13 protein-coding genes are annotated in these 17,633 nt (G+C 70.4%); 8 read left to right on the forward strand and 5 right to left on the reverse strand.

What is annotated here, in order from left to right; translation table 11 throughout:
- The first annotated feature begins 44 nt into the window (after nt 1-44).
- The 5 genes from CLV56_RS19195 (at nt 45) to CLV56_RS19215 (ending at nt 8,122) form a co-directional block, all read left to right on the forward strand.
- On the forward strand, nt 45-1,355 hold the full coding sequence (locus tag CLV56_RS19195) for an ABC transporter substrate-binding protein (protein WP_039364909.1): 1,311 nt from the start codon (nt 45-47) through the stop codon (nt 1,353-1,355).
- Nucleotides 1,356-1,439: 84 nt separating this feature from the next.
- Nucleotides 1,440-2,324 (forward strand): carbohydrate ABC transporter permease, encoded by an 885-nt coding sequence (locus CLV56_RS19200; RefSeq protein WP_039364907.1) that lies wholly within the window; start codon nt 1,440-1,442, stop codon nt 2,322-2,324.
- A 1-nt stretch (nt 2,325) separates the two neighbouring features.
- The gene (locus tag CLV56_RS19205) at nt 2,326-3,225 is read left to right on the forward strand and encodes a carbohydrate ABC transporter permease (protein WP_100415462.1); all 900 of its coding nucleotides are present in this window, start codon (nt 2,326-2,328) and stop codon (nt 3,223-3,225) included.
- Nucleotides 3,222-5,891, forward strand: a complete 2,670-nt coding sequence (locus CLV56_RS19210; RefSeq protein WP_100415463.1) for a family 78 glycoside hydrolase catalytic domain — start codon at nt 3,222-3,224, stop codon at nt 5,889-5,891. Before CLV56_RS19205 ends, CLV56_RS19210 begins: the two co-directional genes overlap by 4 nt.
- On the forward strand, nt 5,888-8,122 hold the full coding sequence (locus CLV56_RS19215) for a glycoside hydrolase family 3 C-terminal domain-containing protein (protein ID WP_039364905.1): 2,235 nt from the start codon (nt 5,888-5,890) through the stop codon (nt 8,120-8,122). Before CLV56_RS19210 ends, CLV56_RS19215 begins: the two co-directional genes overlap by 4 nt.
- Before the next feature lie 210 nt (nt 8,123-8,332).
- On the opposite strand, the gene CLV56_RS19220 is transcribed toward CLV56_RS19215, so the two are convergent.
- From CLV56_RS19220 to CLV56_RS19240, 5 genes are read right to left on the reverse strand one after another with little or no spacing between them, the layout of a single operon-like run.
- Nucleotides 8,333-9,325, reverse strand: a complete 993-nt coding sequence (locus tag CLV56_RS19220; RefSeq protein ID WP_039364903.1) for a cyclase family protein — start codon at nt 9,323-9,325, stop codon at nt 8,333-8,335.
- Nucleotides 9,322-10,533, reverse strand: a complete 1,212-nt coding sequence (locus tag CLV56_RS19225; RefSeq protein WP_100415464.1) for an alpha/beta hydrolase family protein — start codon at nt 10,531-10,533, stop codon at nt 9,322-9,324. Before CLV56_RS19225 ends, CLV56_RS19220 begins: the two co-directional genes overlap by 4 nt.
- Nucleotides 10,533-11,576: a fumarylacetoacetate hydrolase family protein gene (locus tag CLV56_RS19230; RefSeq protein WP_100415465.1), complete on the reverse strand. Its 1,044-nt coding sequence runs from the start codon at nt 11,574-11,576 to the stop codon at nt 10,533-10,535. Before CLV56_RS19230 ends, CLV56_RS19225 begins: the two co-directional genes overlap by 1 nt.
- 7 nt (nt 11,577-11,583) lie before the next feature.
- A complete protein-coding gene (locus tag CLV56_RS19235) occupies nt 11,584-12,522 on the reverse strand; it encodes a VOC family protein (RefSeq protein WP_039364901.1) in 939 nt (312 codons plus the stop codon).
- 41 nt (nt 12,523-12,563) lie between these two features.
- Nucleotides 12,564-13,694, reverse strand: coding sequence for an FAD-dependent monooxygenase (locus CLV56_RS19240; RefSeq protein ID WP_039364900.1), 1,131 nt, complete (start codon nt 13,692-13,694; stop codon nt 12,564-12,566).
- Between the two features lie 114 nt (nt 13,695-13,808).
- On the opposite strand from CLV56_RS19240, the gene CLV56_RS19245 reads away from it, so the two are divergent.
- The 3 genes from CLV56_RS19245 (at nt 13,809) to CLV56_RS19255 (ending at nt 17,501) form a co-directional block, all read left to right on the forward strand.
- Complete coding sequence (locus CLV56_RS19245) at nt 13,809-14,801, forward strand: LysR family transcriptional regulator (RefSeq protein WP_100415466.1); 993 nt, start codon at nt 13,809-13,811, stop codon at nt 14,799-14,801.
- Between the two features lie 113 nt (nt 14,802-14,914).
- On the forward strand, nt 14,915-16,138 hold the full coding sequence (locus CLV56_RS19250) for an MFS transporter (protein ID WP_100415467.1): 1,224 nt from the start codon (nt 14,915-14,917) through the stop codon (nt 16,136-16,138).
- A 163-nt stretch (nt 16,139-16,301) separates the two neighbouring features.
- On the forward strand, nt 16,302-17,501 hold the full coding sequence (locus tag CLV56_RS19255) for an MBL fold metallo-hydrolase (protein ID WP_039364899.1): 1,200 nt from the start codon (nt 16,302-16,304) through the stop codon (nt 17,499-17,501).
- The last annotated feature ends 132 nt before the right edge of the window (nt 17,502-17,633 follow it).

Raw genomic sequence — 17,633 nt, forward strand, 5'->3', positions numbered from 1 at the left:
TGAAGCGCTTCAACAGCACACACCCAGACCTGGAGGGACGCGTGATGACCGCACGCACGAACACTCGCCGTACGACCACGGTGATCTCAGCGGCAGCTGCCGCGGGAGCGCTTCTGCTCACCGGCTGCTCCGGCAGCTCGGACAGCAGCGCCGGAGCGGAGGGCTCCTCGGCGTTCTCGTACCTCTCGTTCGCCGAGAACACCTCGATCCAGGACACGCTCACCGCCCTCAGCGAGGACGCGTGCTCGACCGAGAACGAAGCGGCACCACTGGAGGTGACGACCCAGCCGCAGGCCACCTACGACCAGCAGCTCCAGCTCCAGAGCGGACAGGGAGCGCTGCCGACGCTGTTCGCGAGTGGCAACAGCCCGCTCCTGGCGCAGGAGCTTGACGACGCCGGCCAGCTCGTCGACGTGGGCAGCGAGCTCGAGTCGCTCGGGAAGACCGATGCCATCATCCCTGCTGCCCAGTCGACGATCGAAGCCATCTACGGCGACACGACCTACGTGCTGCCGACCGAGTTCAACGTCGAGGGCATCTGGTACAACAAGGCACTCTTCGAGGACAACGAGATCACGCCGCCGACCACGTGGACCGAGCTCGTCGACGCCGCCACCGAGCTTGCCGCAGCCGGCATCACACCGCTCTCTGCCGACGGCAAGGACGGCTGGCCGCTGACCCGCCTCGTCGGCAACTACCTCTACCGCACCCTCGGTCCCGATGCGCTCCAGAAGGTTGCCGACGGCGACGCAGCGCTGACCGATCCTGAGTACGTCGCCGCAGCCGAGGCGATCGCGGACCTGGGAGCGGAGGGGTTCTTCGGCAAGTCCGTCGGCTCCATCGACTACGACGGCGCACTCAATCAGTTCCTCACCGGTGACGCCGCGATGTTCTACATGGGCAGCTGGGCCCTCGCCAACTTCAACGACCCCGCTCAGAACAAGATCGGGGCCGAGAACATCGGATTCCTGCCGTTCCCGGACGTCGAGGGCGGAGCCGGCACGTCGAGCCAGCTCGCAGCCAACATCGGGGTCCCCCTCGCCATGGCGGACAGCGCGTTCGACAGCGGTGCGAAGGAGTGGCTCGGCTGCATCGCCGACAACTTCGGCACCCAGTCACTCGCCGATCAAGGAGTGATCACCGGCTTCGCCTCCGACGTCGACGCATCCGACCTGCCCCCTCTCACGGCGCTCGTGCAGGAAGAGATCGACCGCACCGACGAGACGGTCCTGTGGTTCGAGGCGCTCTTCAACCCCGAGGCCGCGACGACGAGTCAGACGAACGCGCAGCTTCTCGTCACCGGGAAGATGAGCCCGGAGGACTTCATGGCGGCAGTCCAGCGCGACCTGGGCTGACCAGACTGCCGTGGGCGCCGGCCCCCCTGCCCGGCGCCCACGGCTCGCCCCGCCGCCGCGACCCTTCCCCTTGACAGGACACCCATGAACCGCGTCCTCGGAGACCGACGAGCCATCGTTGTGCTGCTCGGCCCCGCACTTGTCCTCTACTCGCTCGTCATGCTCGTGCCCGTGGTGTGGTCCTTCGGCTACACCGCCTTCGAGGGCAACGCGATCAGCGGGTTCCACTTCGTCGGCCTCGACAACTTCCGGGAGCTCGTCTCCGACCCGAAGGCGCACGAGGCCCTGTGGTTCACCGTGCGATTCGCGCTGGTCCTGACGGTGGTGCAGGTCGGTGCGGGGTACGCACTGGCACTGTTCTACGTGTTCGTCCTTCGGCGTCGGTCGGGACTCGTCCGGACCCTCGTCTTCTTCCCCGTCGTCATTCCGACGGTTGCGGTGGCGCTGCTGTTCCAACAGCTCTTCGAGGTCGCCCCCAGGACAGGACCGGTCAACCAGCTGCTCGAGCTCGTGGGGCTGTCACCCGTCGACTGGTTCTCGGCCGGAGGCACGTCGTTCGTCGTGCTCCTGCTCATGGAGACGTGGCGGTCGATGGGGTTCTACGCGGTGCTGCTCTACGCGGGACTGATCGACATCCCCGAGGAGATGATCGAGTCCGCACGGCTCGACGGCGCCTCGTGGCTCGCCCTCGTGCGGCACATCGTCGTGCCGCTGAGTCTGCCCGTCCTGCTGGCATCGCTGGTCTTCAGCATCAACGGGACCTTGAAGGTCTTCGACTCGGTCGTCGCACTGACCAGCGGTGGACCCGGCAGCACCACCACCCCACTGACGCTCTACATGTTCCAGACGTCGTTCGCATACGGGCAGTACGGGTACGGCAGCACCATCGCGCTCCTGCTGAGCGTCCTGTGCCTGCTCGTGACGCTCGTGATCTTCCGCTCTGCTCGACGCGACGCTACGGAGGCCTGACATGTCCACCGGCACCCTGACAGGCACGACCGTGACCTCCAGCGCCGCACCCAGAGCCTCGAAGGGTCCGCGACGCCGCACCGCCCGTCGAGTCCTGGCCGCGATCGCGACCACCGTGCTGCTGGTGATCGTCGCCTACCCGCTCATCTGGCTGGTCCTCGGATCCTTCAAGAGCCAGGATGAGTTCCTCAACAACTCCGTGTTCGCCCTGCCGGAGTCGTGGTCGCTCGACAACTACGCCACCGCTTGGACCGAAGGCAACCTCGGTACGTACATCCGCAACAGCGTGGTGGCGGTCTTCCCCTCGCTCGCCCTGACGATCGTCCTCGGTGTCGCGGCTGCCTTTGCGCTCCAGGTCATGGTGTGGCGCGGACGCAACGTGGTCCTCTTCCTGTTCCTCGCGGGCATCATGGTTCCGGCCCAGATGATCCTGCTCCCCCTGTTCACGATCTACGTCAGGACCGGACTGACAGGTACGCTGTGGCCCCTGATCATCACCTACACGGCCATCGGGCTTCCGTTGACGGTGTTCATGATCGCGACGTACTTCCGCGGAGTGCCGCGGGAGATCTTCGAAGCCGCCGCCCTCGACGGTGCGGGTGCTCTGCGCACGTTCCTGACGATCGGCTTCCCGCTGATCCGCAACGCGATCTTCACGGTCGCGCTCGTCCAGTTCTTCTTCATCTGGAACGACCTGCTGATCGCGCTCACCTTCACCAGCAGGGACGACCTGCGCACCATCCAGGTCGGGCTGCTGAACTTCACGGGGCAGTTCGGACAGGTCCAGTACGGTCCGACATTCGCCGCGATCTCACTCAACGTGCTCGGCACGCTGGCGATCTATCTGGTCCTCAACCAGCGCGTGATGAAGGGTCTGACGGCTGGATCGGTGAAGGGATGACCCGCGTCGTCGATCTTCGTCCAGAGCACCTGACCGCACCGTACGTCGTCGACACGCCCCGGCCCCGCCTGAGCTGGCGCCTCGTCGACACCGTGGACGGCGAGCGGCAGACGGGCTACGAGATCCACTACGCGCCGCACGCTCGAGCGCCGCGGCGGGTCCGGCACGACGGCGACGAGACCGTCCTGCAGCGGTGGAGCGACGGTGACATCGGGCCCAGGGAGCGCGTCGACGTCCGGGTCCGGGCCTGGACCTCGGCGTCTGACGAGCCGACACCGTGGTCGGCGCCGATCACGATCGAACGAACCTTGACGGCGAACGACTGGACGTCCGACTTCGTGTCACCGTCGCTCGAAGCACAGGAGGATGAGCCGCGGCCGGCGTTCCTCCTCCGTGCGGAGTTCGACGTTCCCGCTGACGTCGTCGGAGCCCGTGCGTACGTGACGGCGCACGGGGTCGCTGACCTGGAGGTGAACGGCTGCGATGCAACCGACTCGATCCTCTCGCCCGGGTGGACCAGCTACGACCACCGGCTCGTGGTCGAGACCCTCGATCTCCGTCGCCTGCTCACCCCAGGACGCAACGCGCTGGGTGTCTGGCTGGCAGACGGCTGGTACCGAGGACGGTTGGGGTTCGGCGGCGGACTGTGGAACGTCTACGGGAACGACGTCTCCCTCCTGCTCCAGCTCGAGCTGTACCACGCGGACGGACGCCGTATCACCGTGCCGCTGGACTGGCGCTGGTCGCACGCACCGATCACCCGGACCGGCCTGTACGAAGGTGAGCACCACGACGCCCGCCGCCACCCACGCGGGTGGTCGGAACCAGGCTTCGACGACGCCGCCTGGCACGCCACCACCGTGCTCCACCGCGACGCAACGGTGGAGCTGGCGGCGCCGACAGGACCTCCGGTACGCGTGGTCGAGACGCTCCGTCCGGCCTCGTTCCATCGCTGTGAGGACGGACGGATCCGCATCGACGTCGGACAGAACATCACCGGGAAGCTGCGCGTGCGAGGCCGCGCACCCCGCGGTCTGGCGATCGAGCTCCACCACGCCGAGGTCCTCGAGGGCAGCGAGCTCGCGACCCGCCCGCTCCGTACCGCCGATGCGATCGACCGGTACACGTTCGCCGGCGAGGGCACGGAGACGTGGACGCCGCGCTTCACTCTGCACGGCTTCCGTTTCGCCGAGATCGTCGGCTGGCCGTCCGATCGCGACCTTCCCGAGGTCGAGGCCCTGGTCGTCCACTCGGACATGCGTCGCCGTGGCACCTTCGCGTCGTCCCATGCGCTGCTCGACCGCTTCCACGAGAACGTCGTCTGGAGCATGCGCGACAACTTCGTCGGACTTCCGATCGACTGCCCACAGCGGGACGAGCGGCTCGGCTGGACCGGTGACGTGCAGGTCTTCGCTCCGGCCGCCGCGTTCCTGTACGACGTGACCGGCGTGCTCCAGAGCTGGCTGCGTGACCTCGCCGACGAGCAACGGGACTTCGGATCGGTCCGCAGCTTCCACCCGTGGGTGGACTGCGGCTTCCCCGCCGATCCTGCAGCGGGGTGGGGCGACGCGGCCGTCATCGTCCCCTGGACCCTGTTCGAGCGCACCGGCGACCTGAGAATCCTCGCCGACGCCCTTCCGAGCATGACGGCCTGGGTCGACGAGGTCACCGCGCTCGCAGATCAGGGCCATTGGCGCAGCGGCTTCCAGCTCGGCGACTGGCTCGACCCGCGCGCGACCCCGGAGCGCCCGGGCGACTCCGCGACGGACCCCTACCTGGTCGCCACCGCCTACCACGCGTACACCGCGGCGTTGCTCGCGCGCGCATGTCGCCTGCTCGGCGACGAGGAGCGGACGGTCCGGTACGAGGCCGTCGCCGCACGCGCACGTGCAGCCTTCCGGCACGAGTACGTGACGCCGTCCGGTCGCATCGTCGCCGACAGCATCACCTCGCTGGCGATGGCGATCACCTTCGGCCTGCTGAGCTGCGACGAGCTGCCGACAGCGGGGCAGAGACTCCGTGCTCTGGTCGAGGAGGCGGACCACCGGGTGATGACGGGCTTCCTCGGCACACCCCTCGTCTGCGATGCACTGGTGCGCACGGGCTTCCCCGACACCGCCTACCACCTGCTGCTCCAGACCGCGTGCCCCTCCTGGCTCTATCCGGTCACGATGGGGGCGACGACCGTGTGGGAACGGTGGGACAGCATGCTCCCGGACGGATCGATCAATCCGGGCGAGATGACGTCGTTCAACCACTACGCCCTCGGGGCTGTCGCAGACTTCCTGCACCGCACCGTCGCCGGCCTCGCGCCGGCGGAGCCGGGCTATCGACGGATCCGTGTCGCGCCCGTTCCGGGGGGCGGCCTGACACACGCACGTGCATCGCACCAGAGCCCGTACGGACCGGTCACGGTGTCCTGGCACCGACGCGGCACTCTCTTCGAGCTCGACGTGAGAGTCCCCCCAGGGACGAGTGCCGAGGTCATCATGCCCGGCGGGAGCGAGGTGATCACGCTCGAGTCCGGAGCCCACCAGCTCGGCCGCTCGTTCCGCGCTGCCGCTGACGACCCGCCGATGCCGCGACGCTGGAACATCCACGACCCGCTCGAACGCGCCGAGATGGAGCGGTTGGCCCCCCAAGCCGCGAAGGAGGCAACACCATGACCGACCCCGGTGACCTCGATCCGGCTTCCGCCGCCATGCCACACGACGACGCGGTGCTGTTGATCAGCGGCAGCGACCTGTCGAGCACCAGACCGTTGCGCGACCGGCAGGTGCCCGCACTCGTCCTCAGCGACGGCCCGCACGGCCTCGCCATGAACCTTCCCGACTGGGCCGGCAAGGTCCCGGCGACCTGTTTCCCGGCTCCGACGGCGCTGGCGGCAACCTGGGACGCGGACCTGGTCCAGCGGGTCGCGCGAGCCATCGGCGCCGAGGCACGTGCGGCAGGCGCGCACGTCCTCCTGGGCCCGAGCATCAACGTCAAGCGTTCGCCGCTGGGCGGACGCGGGTTCGAGTACTACGCGGAGGATCCTATGCTCGCTGGGCGTGTCGGCGAGGCGTTCGTCCGCGGTGTCCAGAGCGCCGGCGTGGCCGCTTGCGTCAAGCACTTCGCCGTCAACAGCCAGGAGACCGACCGCATGAGGGTGAGCGCCGAGGTCTCACCGCGTGCTCTGCGTGAGATCTACCTGGCCGCCTTCGAGCACATCGTGCGTACGGCGAACCCCGCACTCCTGATGGCGTCGTACAACCGCGTGAACGGCGAGTACGCCGCTCAGAACCGCCTGCTGCTCACGACGATCCTGCGCGGCGAGTGGGGTTTCGACGGGGCGGTGATCTCCGACTGGGGCGCCGTCGACGACCCGGTCGCGGCGGTCGCCGCAGGGCTCGACCTCGAGATGCCCGGCCCCGCGGAAGGGTCGAGGGCTGCCGTCCGTGCTGCTCTCGATACCGGAGACCTCGACGCGGATGACGTCCTGCGCGCGGCCGGTCGCGTCGCTCGCGCCGCCCGGACCTGGGCGACGACGAAGATCGAACCGACGGGGGTCGACCACGCGGCTCACCACGCGCTCGCGCGCGAGGTCGCAGCGGGATCGTTCGCCCTCCTCCGCAACGACGGCACGCTCCCGCTCGCCCCGGACGGCGGCCGGGTTCTCGTCGTCGGCGCCCTGGCGCGGAGCCCGCGAATCCAGGGAGGAGGCAGCAGTGCCGTCGAGCCGATCTGCGTCGACGACTGGATCGGTGCGCTGGGTGAGGCGAGCACGCGGGAGGTCACGTTCGAGCCGGGGTACAGCGTCGACGGACCGACTGTCGTCGAGCAGGACGAGCTTCGGCGAGGAGCGGTCGCCCTCGCCGAGGCCGCCGACGACGTGGTGGTGGTCGTCGGACCGGACACGGAGTCCGAGGGCTTCGACCGGAGCACGATCGAGCTGCCGGCCGACCAGTTGACGCTCGTTCGTGCGCTCCGGTCCGCCAATCCTCGGACCGTGGTCGTTCTGAACAACGGTGGCGCGATCGAGGTCGGCGGCTGGCACGAGGACGTCGCCGCGATCCTGGACTGCTGGTTGCCCGGTCAAGCCGGAGGGGCCGCGCTCGCGGACGTGCTCTTCGGCCACGTCAACCCGTCCGGCAAGCTCACCGAGACGATGCCGCTCACGGTGCGTGACACCCCCACCTACCTGGGCTTCCCCGGGACCGGCGGTCACGCCTTCCATGGCGAGGGGGTGTTCGTGGGCTACCGCGGGTACGACGCAGCCGAGCGTCCGGTCGGCTTTCCCTTCGGCCACGGCCTGAGCTACACCACGTTCGCCTACTCGGATGCGCAAGCTGACCTCCTCGATGGCGGCGGCGTCGACGTCGCGTTCACCATCCGCAACTCGGGAGACCGCGACGGCGCCGAGGTCTGGCAGATCTACATCGAACCCGCCCCGGGTCCCGTTGCGAAGCCGCCGCGCACGCTCGCGACCTTCGGCAAGGTCCGCCTCGCGGCCGGCGAGGAGCGGCGGATCGAGGCGCTCGTGGACCGACGCGCGTTCGCGCGCTGGGACGAACGCGAGGAGGGGTGGGTCGTCGACGAGGGGACCTACGGTATCGCCGTTGGTTCGTCCTCACGCGATCTCCGGATCGGCGCCGACGTGTTCGTGCCCGGATCGGGTCCGAGCCGGCGCCTGGACGAGAGGTCCACGCTGCGCGAGTGGTTGGCGGACGCGCGCCGACGACGCGCGCTTCTCGACGAGGTCACGGCTGCCGACCCGACGGGGACGTCCGCCGCCTTCCTCGAGAGCGAGACCATCCTCACGATGATCGGGGACATGCCCGTCAAGCGCCTGTTCGGCGATCCCGCGATCGCCCTCAACGCAGATGTGCTGGACCGCGTGAGGACGTTGGACGACTAGCTGAACGACCCCGGGTGGCCATCACGCCACCGATCGCCCGAGGCGCGATCGCCGGTCGGTCGGTGAGCTGGTTCCCACGCGACGCACCCGCGTGGGAACTGACTCACCCCTCCCGGTCGGCGGTGAGCTGGTTCCCACGCGACGCACCCGCGTGGGAACTAGCTCACCGCCACGCCGCGGTACCGGGGGGCGGGGCCGGTACCCGGGGGGTCAGCGCACCGCGATCGGGTTCACCGGCGATCCGACCGCGCCCGTGATCGGGAGCGGCGCCGCGGTGAGCCAGACGTCGTACCGCCCGTCCGAAGCGCAGGCCTCGGCCAGCGCGTCCAGGTCCCACATCTCCCCGAGGAACAGCCCGATGTGCGGGATCGCGACCTGGTGCAGCGGCTGGAACGCGACGTCGAACTCGTTCGGCCGCACCTCGAACCCCCACGTGTCCGTCGCGATCGCCGCGATCTCGCTGCCGTGCAGCCAGTCCGCGGTCGTGAACGACAGGCCCGGCGCCGCTCCCCCGGCGTAGTCGCCCCAGCCGTCGCCGGCGGCCAGCCCGCGCCGTACACGGGTCAGCTGTCCGGTCCGCACCAGCACGATGTCCCCGCGCCGGATCTCGCTGCTCGGCCCCTGCGCCGCGATGGTCGCGCGCAGGTGCTCCTCGGTGATCGCGAACCCGTCCGGCAGCTCGCCGTCCTCCCCGACCGCGCGCCCGACGTCGAGCAGGACGCCGCGACCCGCGATCACCTCGGCGACGGTCTCGATCCCGGTGACACCGTCGCCGAGCGAGGTGACGACCTGGTCCGCGGGCCGCCCGTTCCAGGCGCGGCCGCGGTCGAAGATGTGCCCGAGCCCGTCCCACTGCGTCGAGCACTGCAGCGGCATCGCGATCACGTCGTCGGCACCGCCGATCCCGTGCGGGAACCCCTGGATCCCCGCGACCGCGTCGGTGCCGGTGTCGAGCATGGTGTGCACCGGGTTCGTACGGCGCCGCCAGCCCTTCTGCGGACCGTCACCGTCGAAGCGCTGCGACAGCGAGAACGACTCCCCGGTCCGGACCAGCCCGGCCGCGGCACGCCGTACGTCGGCGTCGAGGTAGTTCATCGTGCCGCGGACGTCGTCGTCGCCCCAGCGGCCCCAGTTCGAGACGCGGTCGACGGTCGCCTTGATCGCGCCCTCGGGGTCGGTCGGGTCGAGCGCGGCGGGGGTCACTGCGCCGCGTCCAGCCCGGCCGCCGCGTCCAGCCCGACCGCCGCGTCCAGCTCGGTGACCGTGTCGCCGATCCAGTCCGCGATGTACGCGGCGACGTGACCGAGGTGGTCGAGCCCGATGTGCTCCGCGCCGCCCTCCTCAGCGGTGAAGATCCGCAGCTCGCGCTTCGGCGCGTTCACCGCCTGCTCGTACGACCGGTGCGCGTACTCGAGCGGGATCTGCCGGTCGTTCTCGCCGTGGCAGATCAGGAACGGCACCGTGATGTTCTCGACGACGCCGTCGAGGTGGACGCCCTCGGCCATCGCGATGAACGCATCGAGGTCGTCGTACCCCCACACCCACATCACGTGGTCCCAGTAGTGCGGCACCGGGTTCTCGCCCTCCCGGTCGAGGCGACGCTTCTGCACCGCGCCCCAGTTGTGGTTCGCACCCCACGCGACCGCGAACGCGAGCCGCTTCTCGTACGCCGCGGCGCGCGGCACGAAGTACCCGCCCAGCGACCAGCCGGCCAGGCCGATCCGGTCCGCGCGGACGTCGTCGCGTCCCTCGAGGTAGTCGACGCAGGCCGCGGCCCACACCTCGGTGTCGATCCGCGCGGTCAGCCCGCGCAGCCGCAGCGCCTCGCCGCTGCCGGGGCAGTCGACCATGAGCGTCGAGATCCCCTGGGCGGCGAGCATGTGGTGGAACCCCGAGCCGACCATCATCTCCTTGGTCGAGTCGAGGCCGTTCCACATGATCACCACGGGCGCCGGCTCGCCGTCGACCGACGCGTCGCAGTAGTACGCGGGCAGCGCGGTCTCGACTCCGTCCTCGACGTACGGGACGTCGACCTTCGTGGTCCGCGGGTCGATCAGCTCGAACGACTTCGTCAGCAGGTCGACGCTGTGCTGGTACTCCGCGTTGCGCGACGTGTCGCCGGCGGCCTGCATCCGCTCGGCCTGCGACACGTACACCGACGCGCGGAAGTAGCACTCCCCCGCCGTACGGAGGTGACCGGCCTTCTCGGCGTCGACCGCCTGCGCCTCCACCGTGTCGGCGACCGCGCGCCACGACGCCATGAACTCCTTCGTCCCCACGTCGCTGCCCTGCGCGGCCAGCTCGCGGATCGGCCGGCACGCCCGGTCGACCTCGTCGATCACACCGCCGCTGTTCAGCGTCGCGACGACACCGAGGTTCCAGACGTAGTTGCCGGGGAAGTATTCGAACATCACTGATCCTTCGTGTGTGCGGTGTGCTGGGTGCGGGCCTGGTGGGGATCGCGCCGACGCGGAGCCGGTACGGCCGGTGCCGGCGGAGCGGACGTGACCGTGTGCGTCAGCGAGCCGAGGTGCTCGACGGCGATCGTGACGACGTCGCCGTCGCGCAGCGGCGGCGGGTCCTGCGTACCGCGGCGACCCCACAGCTCCGCGAGGCAGCCGCCGTGGCCGACCGTGCCGGACCCGATCAGGTCGCCGGCGCGGACCAGACTGTCGCGCGACGCGTAGGCGATCATCGCCTCGAACGTCCAGCCGGAGTTCGACAGCAGATCGCGCCCGACCTCGACGCCGTTCACGGATGCGGTGCACCACAGGTCGAGGAAGCCGTCGCCGTCGCGGTACGGATCCAGCTCGTCGGCCGTCACGATCCACGGGCCGATCCCGGTCGCGAAGTCCTTGCCCTTCGCCGCCCCGAGACTGACCTGCATCTCGCGGCCCTGGAGGTCGCGCGCGGAGAAGTCGTCGAACAGCGCGTAGCCGAACACGTGCTCCCGTGCGTCCTCCTCGCTCAGCGACCGGCCCTCGCGCCCGACCACGACGGCGACCTCGAGCTCGAAGTCGCGTGCGACGCTGGTCGCCGGGAACGGCACCTCGGTGTCCGGCCCGTACAGCGCGTGCGGGTTGGTGAAGTAGAACGTCGGCGCGTCGTACCACGCGTCCGGGACCCCGCTCGCACCGTCGATGCTGCGCCGCACGCCGTCGACGTGCTCCGCGAACGCCACGCAGTCACGCACGCTCGCCGGCTCCAGCGGGAGCTCGAGCCGCACATCGTCCAGCGCGAGCGACGGGCCGAACAGCGCCCGCTCCCCTGCCTCGAGCGCCGCCGGCAGACCGCGCTCGACGAGCTCCCGCATCGTGGCGGGCTCGTCCAGCGGGTGGACCCGGTCGCCGCGCACGACACCGACGCGGGTCGTACGGCCGGGCGCGCCGGCACCCGCCGTACGGTCCGCTACGCCGGCACCCGCCGTACGGTCCGTGAAGGTCGCGAGCCTCATCGCGCGATCACACCGGGGGCGCGACGAAGGAGCCGCGGTCGGGATCGTTGAAGGACTTGGCGGCGATGAACTCGTCCATCGGGTTCGCGGTGCCCCACTGGTCGGTGACCTCGGGGTCGGAGAAGTCGTACAGGTGCGGGTGCCAGGAGTCCTCGTCGAGCCGCTCGAGCTCGGTCGTGTACTCGACGGTGTTGCCGTGCGGGTCGAGGAAGTAGCTGAAGGTGTTGTTGCCGGCGAGGTGGCGCCCCGGTCCCCAGATCTTCTCGACACCCGCCCGCAGCAGGCGGCCGGTGCCGCGCATGTACTCGTCGATGCCCCGCATCTCGAACGACGCGTGGTGCAGCGACACGTGCGGGCCGCGCGCGATCGCGAAGCTGTGGTGCTGCGGGTTCGTCCGCATGAACCACATGACCTTGCCGACGTGCGGCGAGTGCAGCGTGTCCGAGAGCGCGAACGACAGGTGCTTCTCGTACCAGGCGACGGTCTCTTCGGGGTTCGGGGAGTTGATCACGACGTGGCTCAGCTTGACCGGGACGGACTCGCCCTCCTCGACCTTGCGGTGCTGGCGGACCTCGACGTCGGACGACACCTCGATCGTGCGACCGTCGTTGTCGAAGAACCGGAACCCGTAGCCGCCGCCCGGCGTCTGGAGCTTGTCCGGCTCGCTGACCAGCTGCACACCCTGGGTGCCGAGGCGCTGGGCGAGCTCGTCGACGTGCTCCGGGCTCTCGGCGCCGAACGACACCAGGTCGAGCCGCTTCTCGTCGGCCGCACGCAGCCGTACGGAGTACTGTTCCGGCGAGCCGGCGGCGGCGAGGTACGCGAGGCCGTCGTCGGTGTTCTCCTTCTCCAGGCCCCACATGCTCGTGTAGAACTCGAGCTGCTTGGCGTAGTCGGGCACGGCCAGGTCGACGTGCCGCAGGTGGGTGATGAGACGGTCGGACATCAGTGGTCTCCTCTGTCGCTTCTGTCGTTCGGTGGTGCGTGTCAGGCCGGCTCGGTGAGCATCGCGCCGATCCGGCCCATCAGGCCGGGGACGTCGCCCTGCTCGCCGTCGAGCATCCACTGCCCGAGCTGGACCGAGGCCTCGACGACGGCGCGCGCCCGCTCGTACCGCCGCTCCGTGAACGTGTCCCACAGGGCGTCGTCCACGGCGTCCGCGGCGAGGAGGAGCTCGGCGAGCACGGCGGCGTCCTCGAGCGCCTGCGCGGCGCCCTGCGCGAGAGTGGGCGGGCAGGTGTGGGCGGCGTCGCCGATCACCACGACGCGGCCGCGGTTCCAGGGACCCTCGAGGACGTGCGCCTCGAAGTGCGTGTAGTTGATCCGCGACGGGTCGGTGAGCACGGCGCGGATGTCGTCCCACGGCCCGTGGTACGAGGAGGCGAGGTCGCGCATGACCTCCAGCGACTCCTCGGGCGACAGGCCGCTGCGGTCCTGCGCGTCCTCGACCAGGTACGCGTACATCGAGTCCTCCGCGGTCGGGCAGTAGCCCGCGATGTAGCAGCGCCCGCCGTAGTAGAGGTCGGTGCGCGTCACCGAGTCCGGGCGCGGCACGAAGGCGCGCCAGATCCCCATCCCGGTCGCGCGGGTCTCGAGGTCGATCCCGATCGCGGCGCGGGTCGCCGAGCGGACACCGTCGGCGCCGACGACGAGGTCGTAGCGGGCACGGCTGCCGTCGGTGAAGGTGACGTCGACGCCGTCGTCGTCCGGGTCGAGGGTCTCGAACGTGGTCCCGAGCCGCAGCTTCGCGCCGGCGGCGACCGCGCGGTCGGTGAGGATCCGCGCCAGCGCCGGGCGCTCCATCCCCATCGTGGCCGGCAGGTCGGGACCGCCCGTACGGCCGTCGGGCATCTCCACGAGCAGCGTGCCGTCCGGGTCCGGTGCGCGCAGGCCGAGGGTGTCGTAAGGGTAGCCGTGCGCGCGGGCCTGCTCCCACACGCAGAGCTGACGCAGCACGCGCAGCGCGTTGCCCTGCACCGTGATCCCCGAACCGAGCGCACCGACGTCCGGCTTCACGTCGACCAGGTCGACCGAGACGCCCTGGTCGGCGAGCAGGATCGCGGTCGCGGTCCCGGCGGCTCCGGCGCCGACGACGAGCACGCTTCGTACTGCGGACATGGTTCCCTCCAGCGGTCAGGATCAGCTGTGATCACGACCACTGTGCGACACCGGTCACTATTACGGAAGCAAAGAATCTCTCTACCCGTCATCAGTGCTGTCTATAGTGTCCGGGTGGCCACCTCGTCCCTCCGCAACCTCGACCTCAACCTCCTGCTGACGCTCGACGCCCTGCTGCACGAACGCAACGTCACACGCGCCGCCGAGCGCCTCGGGCTGAGCCAGCCCGCGGTCTCGGCCGCGCTCGGCCGGCTGCGCCGCCACTTCGACGACGAGCTCCTCGACCGCAGCGGCAACCGCTACACGCTCACACCGCTCGCCGAGCAGCTCGTCGCGCGCACGTCGCTCGCGATCGCCGGGGTCCAGCGGGTCTTCGACGCGACCCCGGACTTCGACCCGGCGACGGCCGACCGCGAGTTCTCGCTGATGGTCTCGGACTACGCAGCGACCGTGCTCGGCGACCACCTCGCGACGCTCGTCGAACGCGAGGCGCCGGGCGTGCGGCTGCGGTTCGTCGCCAACTCCCCGTACGCCGTGGACCGCGCCGTCGAGACCCTGCGGACGGTCGACGGGATCGTGCTGCCGCACGGGTTCATCACGGACTTCCCGGCGGTCGACCTCTACGAGGACACCTGGGTGTGCGTGGTCGCGCACGACAACGACCAGGTCGGCGACGAGCTCACCCTCGACGACCTCGCCCGCCTCCCGTGGGTCGTGACGTACCACCTGCCGACCGCGTTCACCCCGGCCGCCCGCCAGCTGCGGATGATCGGCGTCGAGCCGGACGTGCACATCGTCGTCGACAGCTTCCTCTCCATCCCGTTCCTGATCGCCGGGACCCGGCGGGTGGCCGTGCTGCAGAGCAGGCTCGCCGAGCGCCTCGCCCGGGTCACCCCGATCCGCGCGCTGCCGTGCCCCTGGGACGTGGTGCCCCTCAAGGAGGCGTTCTGGTGGCACCCGCAGCACCGCACCGACCCGGCGCACGTGTGGCTGCGCGGCATGCTCGCGGAGGCCGGTCGGGCAGTCGACGGCGAAGGTGCGCCGCGGCGCCGGAGTGACGGTGGGCTGACGGACGACCCCACGGCGAGGTATTCGCACGGTCGATAGCGACGGCCAACAGGATCTATTTCCCTGCTACCGGTGTCGGCGGTCACAGTGGGCGGGCAGTGATGCCAGTCACACGGCACCGAGCGTGGTGCCGCCGACCCGATGGAGCTCCGATGGCCACCACCGAAACCACCACCGACGCGACCACCGTGGTCGTCGACGGCCGCACCCCCGGCCGTACGCAGGGGTTGCTGCTGATGCTGATCAGCTGCCTGCCCGTGCTCGGCTCCGTGCTGCTCGCGCCGATCCTCCCGGCGATGCAGGACCACTTCGAAGGCACGCCGGGCGCCGACGCCCTCGTACCCGTCACCCTGACCGTCCCTGCGCTGATGGTCGGCCTGCTGGCACCGTTCGCGGGACGATTCGTCGACCGGTTCGGCCGCAAGCGGCTCCTCGTGATCGCGCTCGTGGTCTACGCGCTGTTCGGGACCGCGCCGCTGTGGCTCGACGCGCTGCCCGCGATCGTCGCGACCCGCGCCGGCGTCGGCATCACCGAGGCCGCGATCATGACCTGCTGCACGACGTTGATCGCCGACTACTTCTCCGGCCGCGAGCGTGACCGTTGGCTCGGGCTCCAGACCGTCTTCACCGCCGTCGGCGCCACGGTGTTCTTCGCAGCCGGAGGCGCGCTCGGGGCCGCCGGATGGCAGACGCCGTTCTGGCTCTACTCGGTCGGCGCCGTCTTCGCCGCGCTCGCCGCCGTGCTGCTCCTCAAGACCGCGCCCAGCACGGCGGTCGGCGGCCCGCAGGAGCGCGTCACGCTGCCCCCGATCCCCTGGGACGTGCTGCGCGTGCCGGTGATCTTCACGCTGGTCGGCGGCGTCGTGTTCTACACCCCGATCGTCGAGCTCCCGTACGCCCTGGACGACCTCGGCGTCGAAGCGACCGCCGCGATCGGTGGGATCGCTGCGATCGCCTCGGCCGGAACCGCCTTCGGCGCGTTCATGTTCGGCCGTGTCGCGCCGCGCGGCACGGCGGTGCTGCTGCCGGTCGCGGCCGGGCTCGCCGGGATCGGGATCGTCATCATCGGGGTTTCCCCGGCGGTGCCGCTGACGGCGGTCGGCGCGGTGATCGGCTCCGCCGGAACCGGCCTCATGCTCCCCACCTTGCTCACCTGGGCGATCTCCACGCTGCCGTTCGAGCAGCGCGGACGCGGTACGGGCCTGTGGACGTCGGCGTTCTTCATCGGCCAGTTCTTCTGCCCGCTGATCGTCGTCGCCCTCACCGCGATCCTCGGTGGCCTCGGTGGTGCGCTCGTGGTCGTCGGCGTGGCGGCGCTGGTGATGGCCGGCGCCGCCCGCGCGGTCCTCGCCCGCCCCGCCTCCGCGATCGCCTGACGTCCTGCCCCCGCGCACCCGAGCCCGCCGTACGGCGTCGTGCGGGTGTGCCGCAACCCCTGCGGTGCATCCGCACCCCGTTCGGTGCGCACCGAAGGGGCTGCGTACGCACCGAACGGGCTGCACACCGAAAACCCATCCCTCCGACGAAGGAGCCTCTCCCATGTGCAACGTCCTCGGCGATGCCGTGAACTCCCTGCCCGACGCGAGCCGCCGTCGGTTCCTCAAGACGCTCGGCGCGACCGCCGCGGCCGGCGGACTTGCCACCGTGCTCCCGTCACCCGCGTCGGCCGCGACCGCGACGTCCGCAACCGCCTCCCGAAAGCCCGGACGCAACGCCCGCACACGCCTGGTCCTCCTCGGCACGGGCGGCGGCCCCACGTACGTCGGGGGCGACCGCGCCGGGATCTCGACGGCCATCGTGTACGGCGACAAGGTGTACGTGGTCGACCTCGGACTGGGCTCGTACCAGCGGCTCGCCAGCGCCGGCCTCAACCCCGACACCGGACTCGGCGAAGCGCTGACGAACGTCGAGGGCATCTTCTTCACCCACCTGCACTCCGACCACACCGTCGACTGGCCGGGACTGTGGGTCACGTCCGGGATGAACGCGAGCAGCCGCGAGCCCGGTCGTCCGATCCCCGTCTACGGACCGGGTGAGCGCGACACGTTGCAGCGGGTGTTCCCGCCGACCCGCCCCGACCCCGAGGTCGTCAACCCCGAGCAACCGAACCCCGGCATCACCGGGATGACCGGCTACCTGAGGCAGGCGTTCTCCCAGGACATCAACGACCGGGTACGCGACTCGAACTTCACCCGCCCGGACACCATGTTCGACCTGCACGACATCGACCTGTCGGGCGTCTGGACCGTCGATCCGCTGGGTAAGCCGCCGCGCCTGGACGCGCCGCTGGAGATCATGACCGACGGGGACGTACGGGTGACCGCGACCCTGGTCGACCACCACCCGACGGCGCCGGCGTTCGCGTTCCGGTTCGACACCCCGGACGGCTCGGTCGTCGTCTCCGGCGACACCTGCGTGAGCGAGAACCTGATCGACCTCGCCAACGGCGCCGACTACCTGGTCCACGAGGTGATCGATCCCGCGTTCGTGGACAAGCTCACGTCGGCGCTGCCGCCCGAGGTCGGCCCGGCCGTGCGCGAGCACCTGCTCGGCGCCCACACCACGATCGAGCAGGTCGGGCGCGACGTCGCCGAGCCCGCCGGCGCGAAGAACCTCGTCCTCACCCACCTGGTCGGCGACAGCGGCTCGCCGGCGCACTGGCGCAAGGCGCAGCGTGGTTACTCCGGCAACCTCATCGTCGGCAGCGACCTGATGGACCTCCCGGTCGGTCGCCGGTAGCGCCGCTGAGCGGTGAGCTGGTTCCCACGCGCGGCACCCGCCGTACCCCCGGCGGTGAGCTAGTTCCCACGCGCGACGTCGCCGTGGGAACCAGTCCACCGACACCGCGTCGCCGTGGGAACCAGTCCACCG

The sequence above is a fragment of the Mumia flava genome (genome assembly GCF_002797495.1).
Classification (GTDB): domain Bacteria; phylum Actinomycetota; class Actinomycetes; order Propionibacteriales; family Nocardioidaceae; genus Mumia; species Mumia flava.

What these genes read in the sequence shown, in the direction of transcription:
- CLV56_RS19250 (WP_100415467.1), top strand. Translation starts at nt 14,915, where the DNA reads ATGGCCACCACCGAAACCACCACCGACGCGACCACCGTGGTCGTCGAC.
- CLV56_RS19210 (WP_100415463.1), top strand. Translation starts at nt 3,222, where the DNA reads ATGACCCGCGTCGTCGATCTTCGTCCAGAGCACCTGACCGCACCGTAC.
- CLV56_RS19240 (WP_039364900.1), bottom strand. Translation starts at nt 13,694, where the DNA reads ATGTCCGCAGTACGAAGCGTGCTCGTCGTCGGCGCCGGAGCCGCCGGG.
- CLV56_RS19195 (WP_039364909.1), top strand. Translation starts at nt 45, where the DNA reads ATGACCGCACGCACGAACACTCGCCGTACGACCACGGTGATCTCAGCG.
- CLV56_RS19205 (WP_100415462.1), top strand. Translation starts at nt 2,326, where the DNA reads ATGTCCACCGGCACCCTGACAGGCACGACCGTGACCTCCAGCGCCGCA.
- CLV56_RS19230 (WP_100415465.1), bottom strand. Translation starts at nt 11,576, where the DNA reads ATGAGGCTCGCGACCTTCACGGACCGTACGGCGGGTGCCGGCGTAGCG.
- CLV56_RS19200 (WP_039364907.1), top strand. Translation starts at nt 1,440, where the DNA reads ATGAACCGCGTCCTCGGAGACCGACGAGCCATCGTTGTGCTGCTCGGC.
- CLV56_RS19255 (WP_039364899.1), top strand. Translation starts at nt 16,302, where the DNA reads ATGTGCAACGTCCTCGGCGATGCCGTGAACTCCCTGCCCGACGCGAGC.
- CLV56_RS19215 (WP_039364905.1), top strand. Translation starts at nt 5,888, where the DNA reads ATGACCGACCCCGGTGACCTCGATCCGGCTTCCGCCGCCATGCCACAC.
- CLV56_RS19225 (WP_100415464.1), bottom strand. Translation starts at nt 10,533, where the DNA reads ATGTTCGAATACTTCCCCGGCAACTACGTCTGGAACCTCGGTGTCGTC.
- CLV56_RS19235 (WP_039364901.1), bottom strand. Translation starts at nt 12,522, where the DNA reads ATGTCCGACCGTCTCATCACCCACCTGCGGCACGTCGACCTGGCCGTG.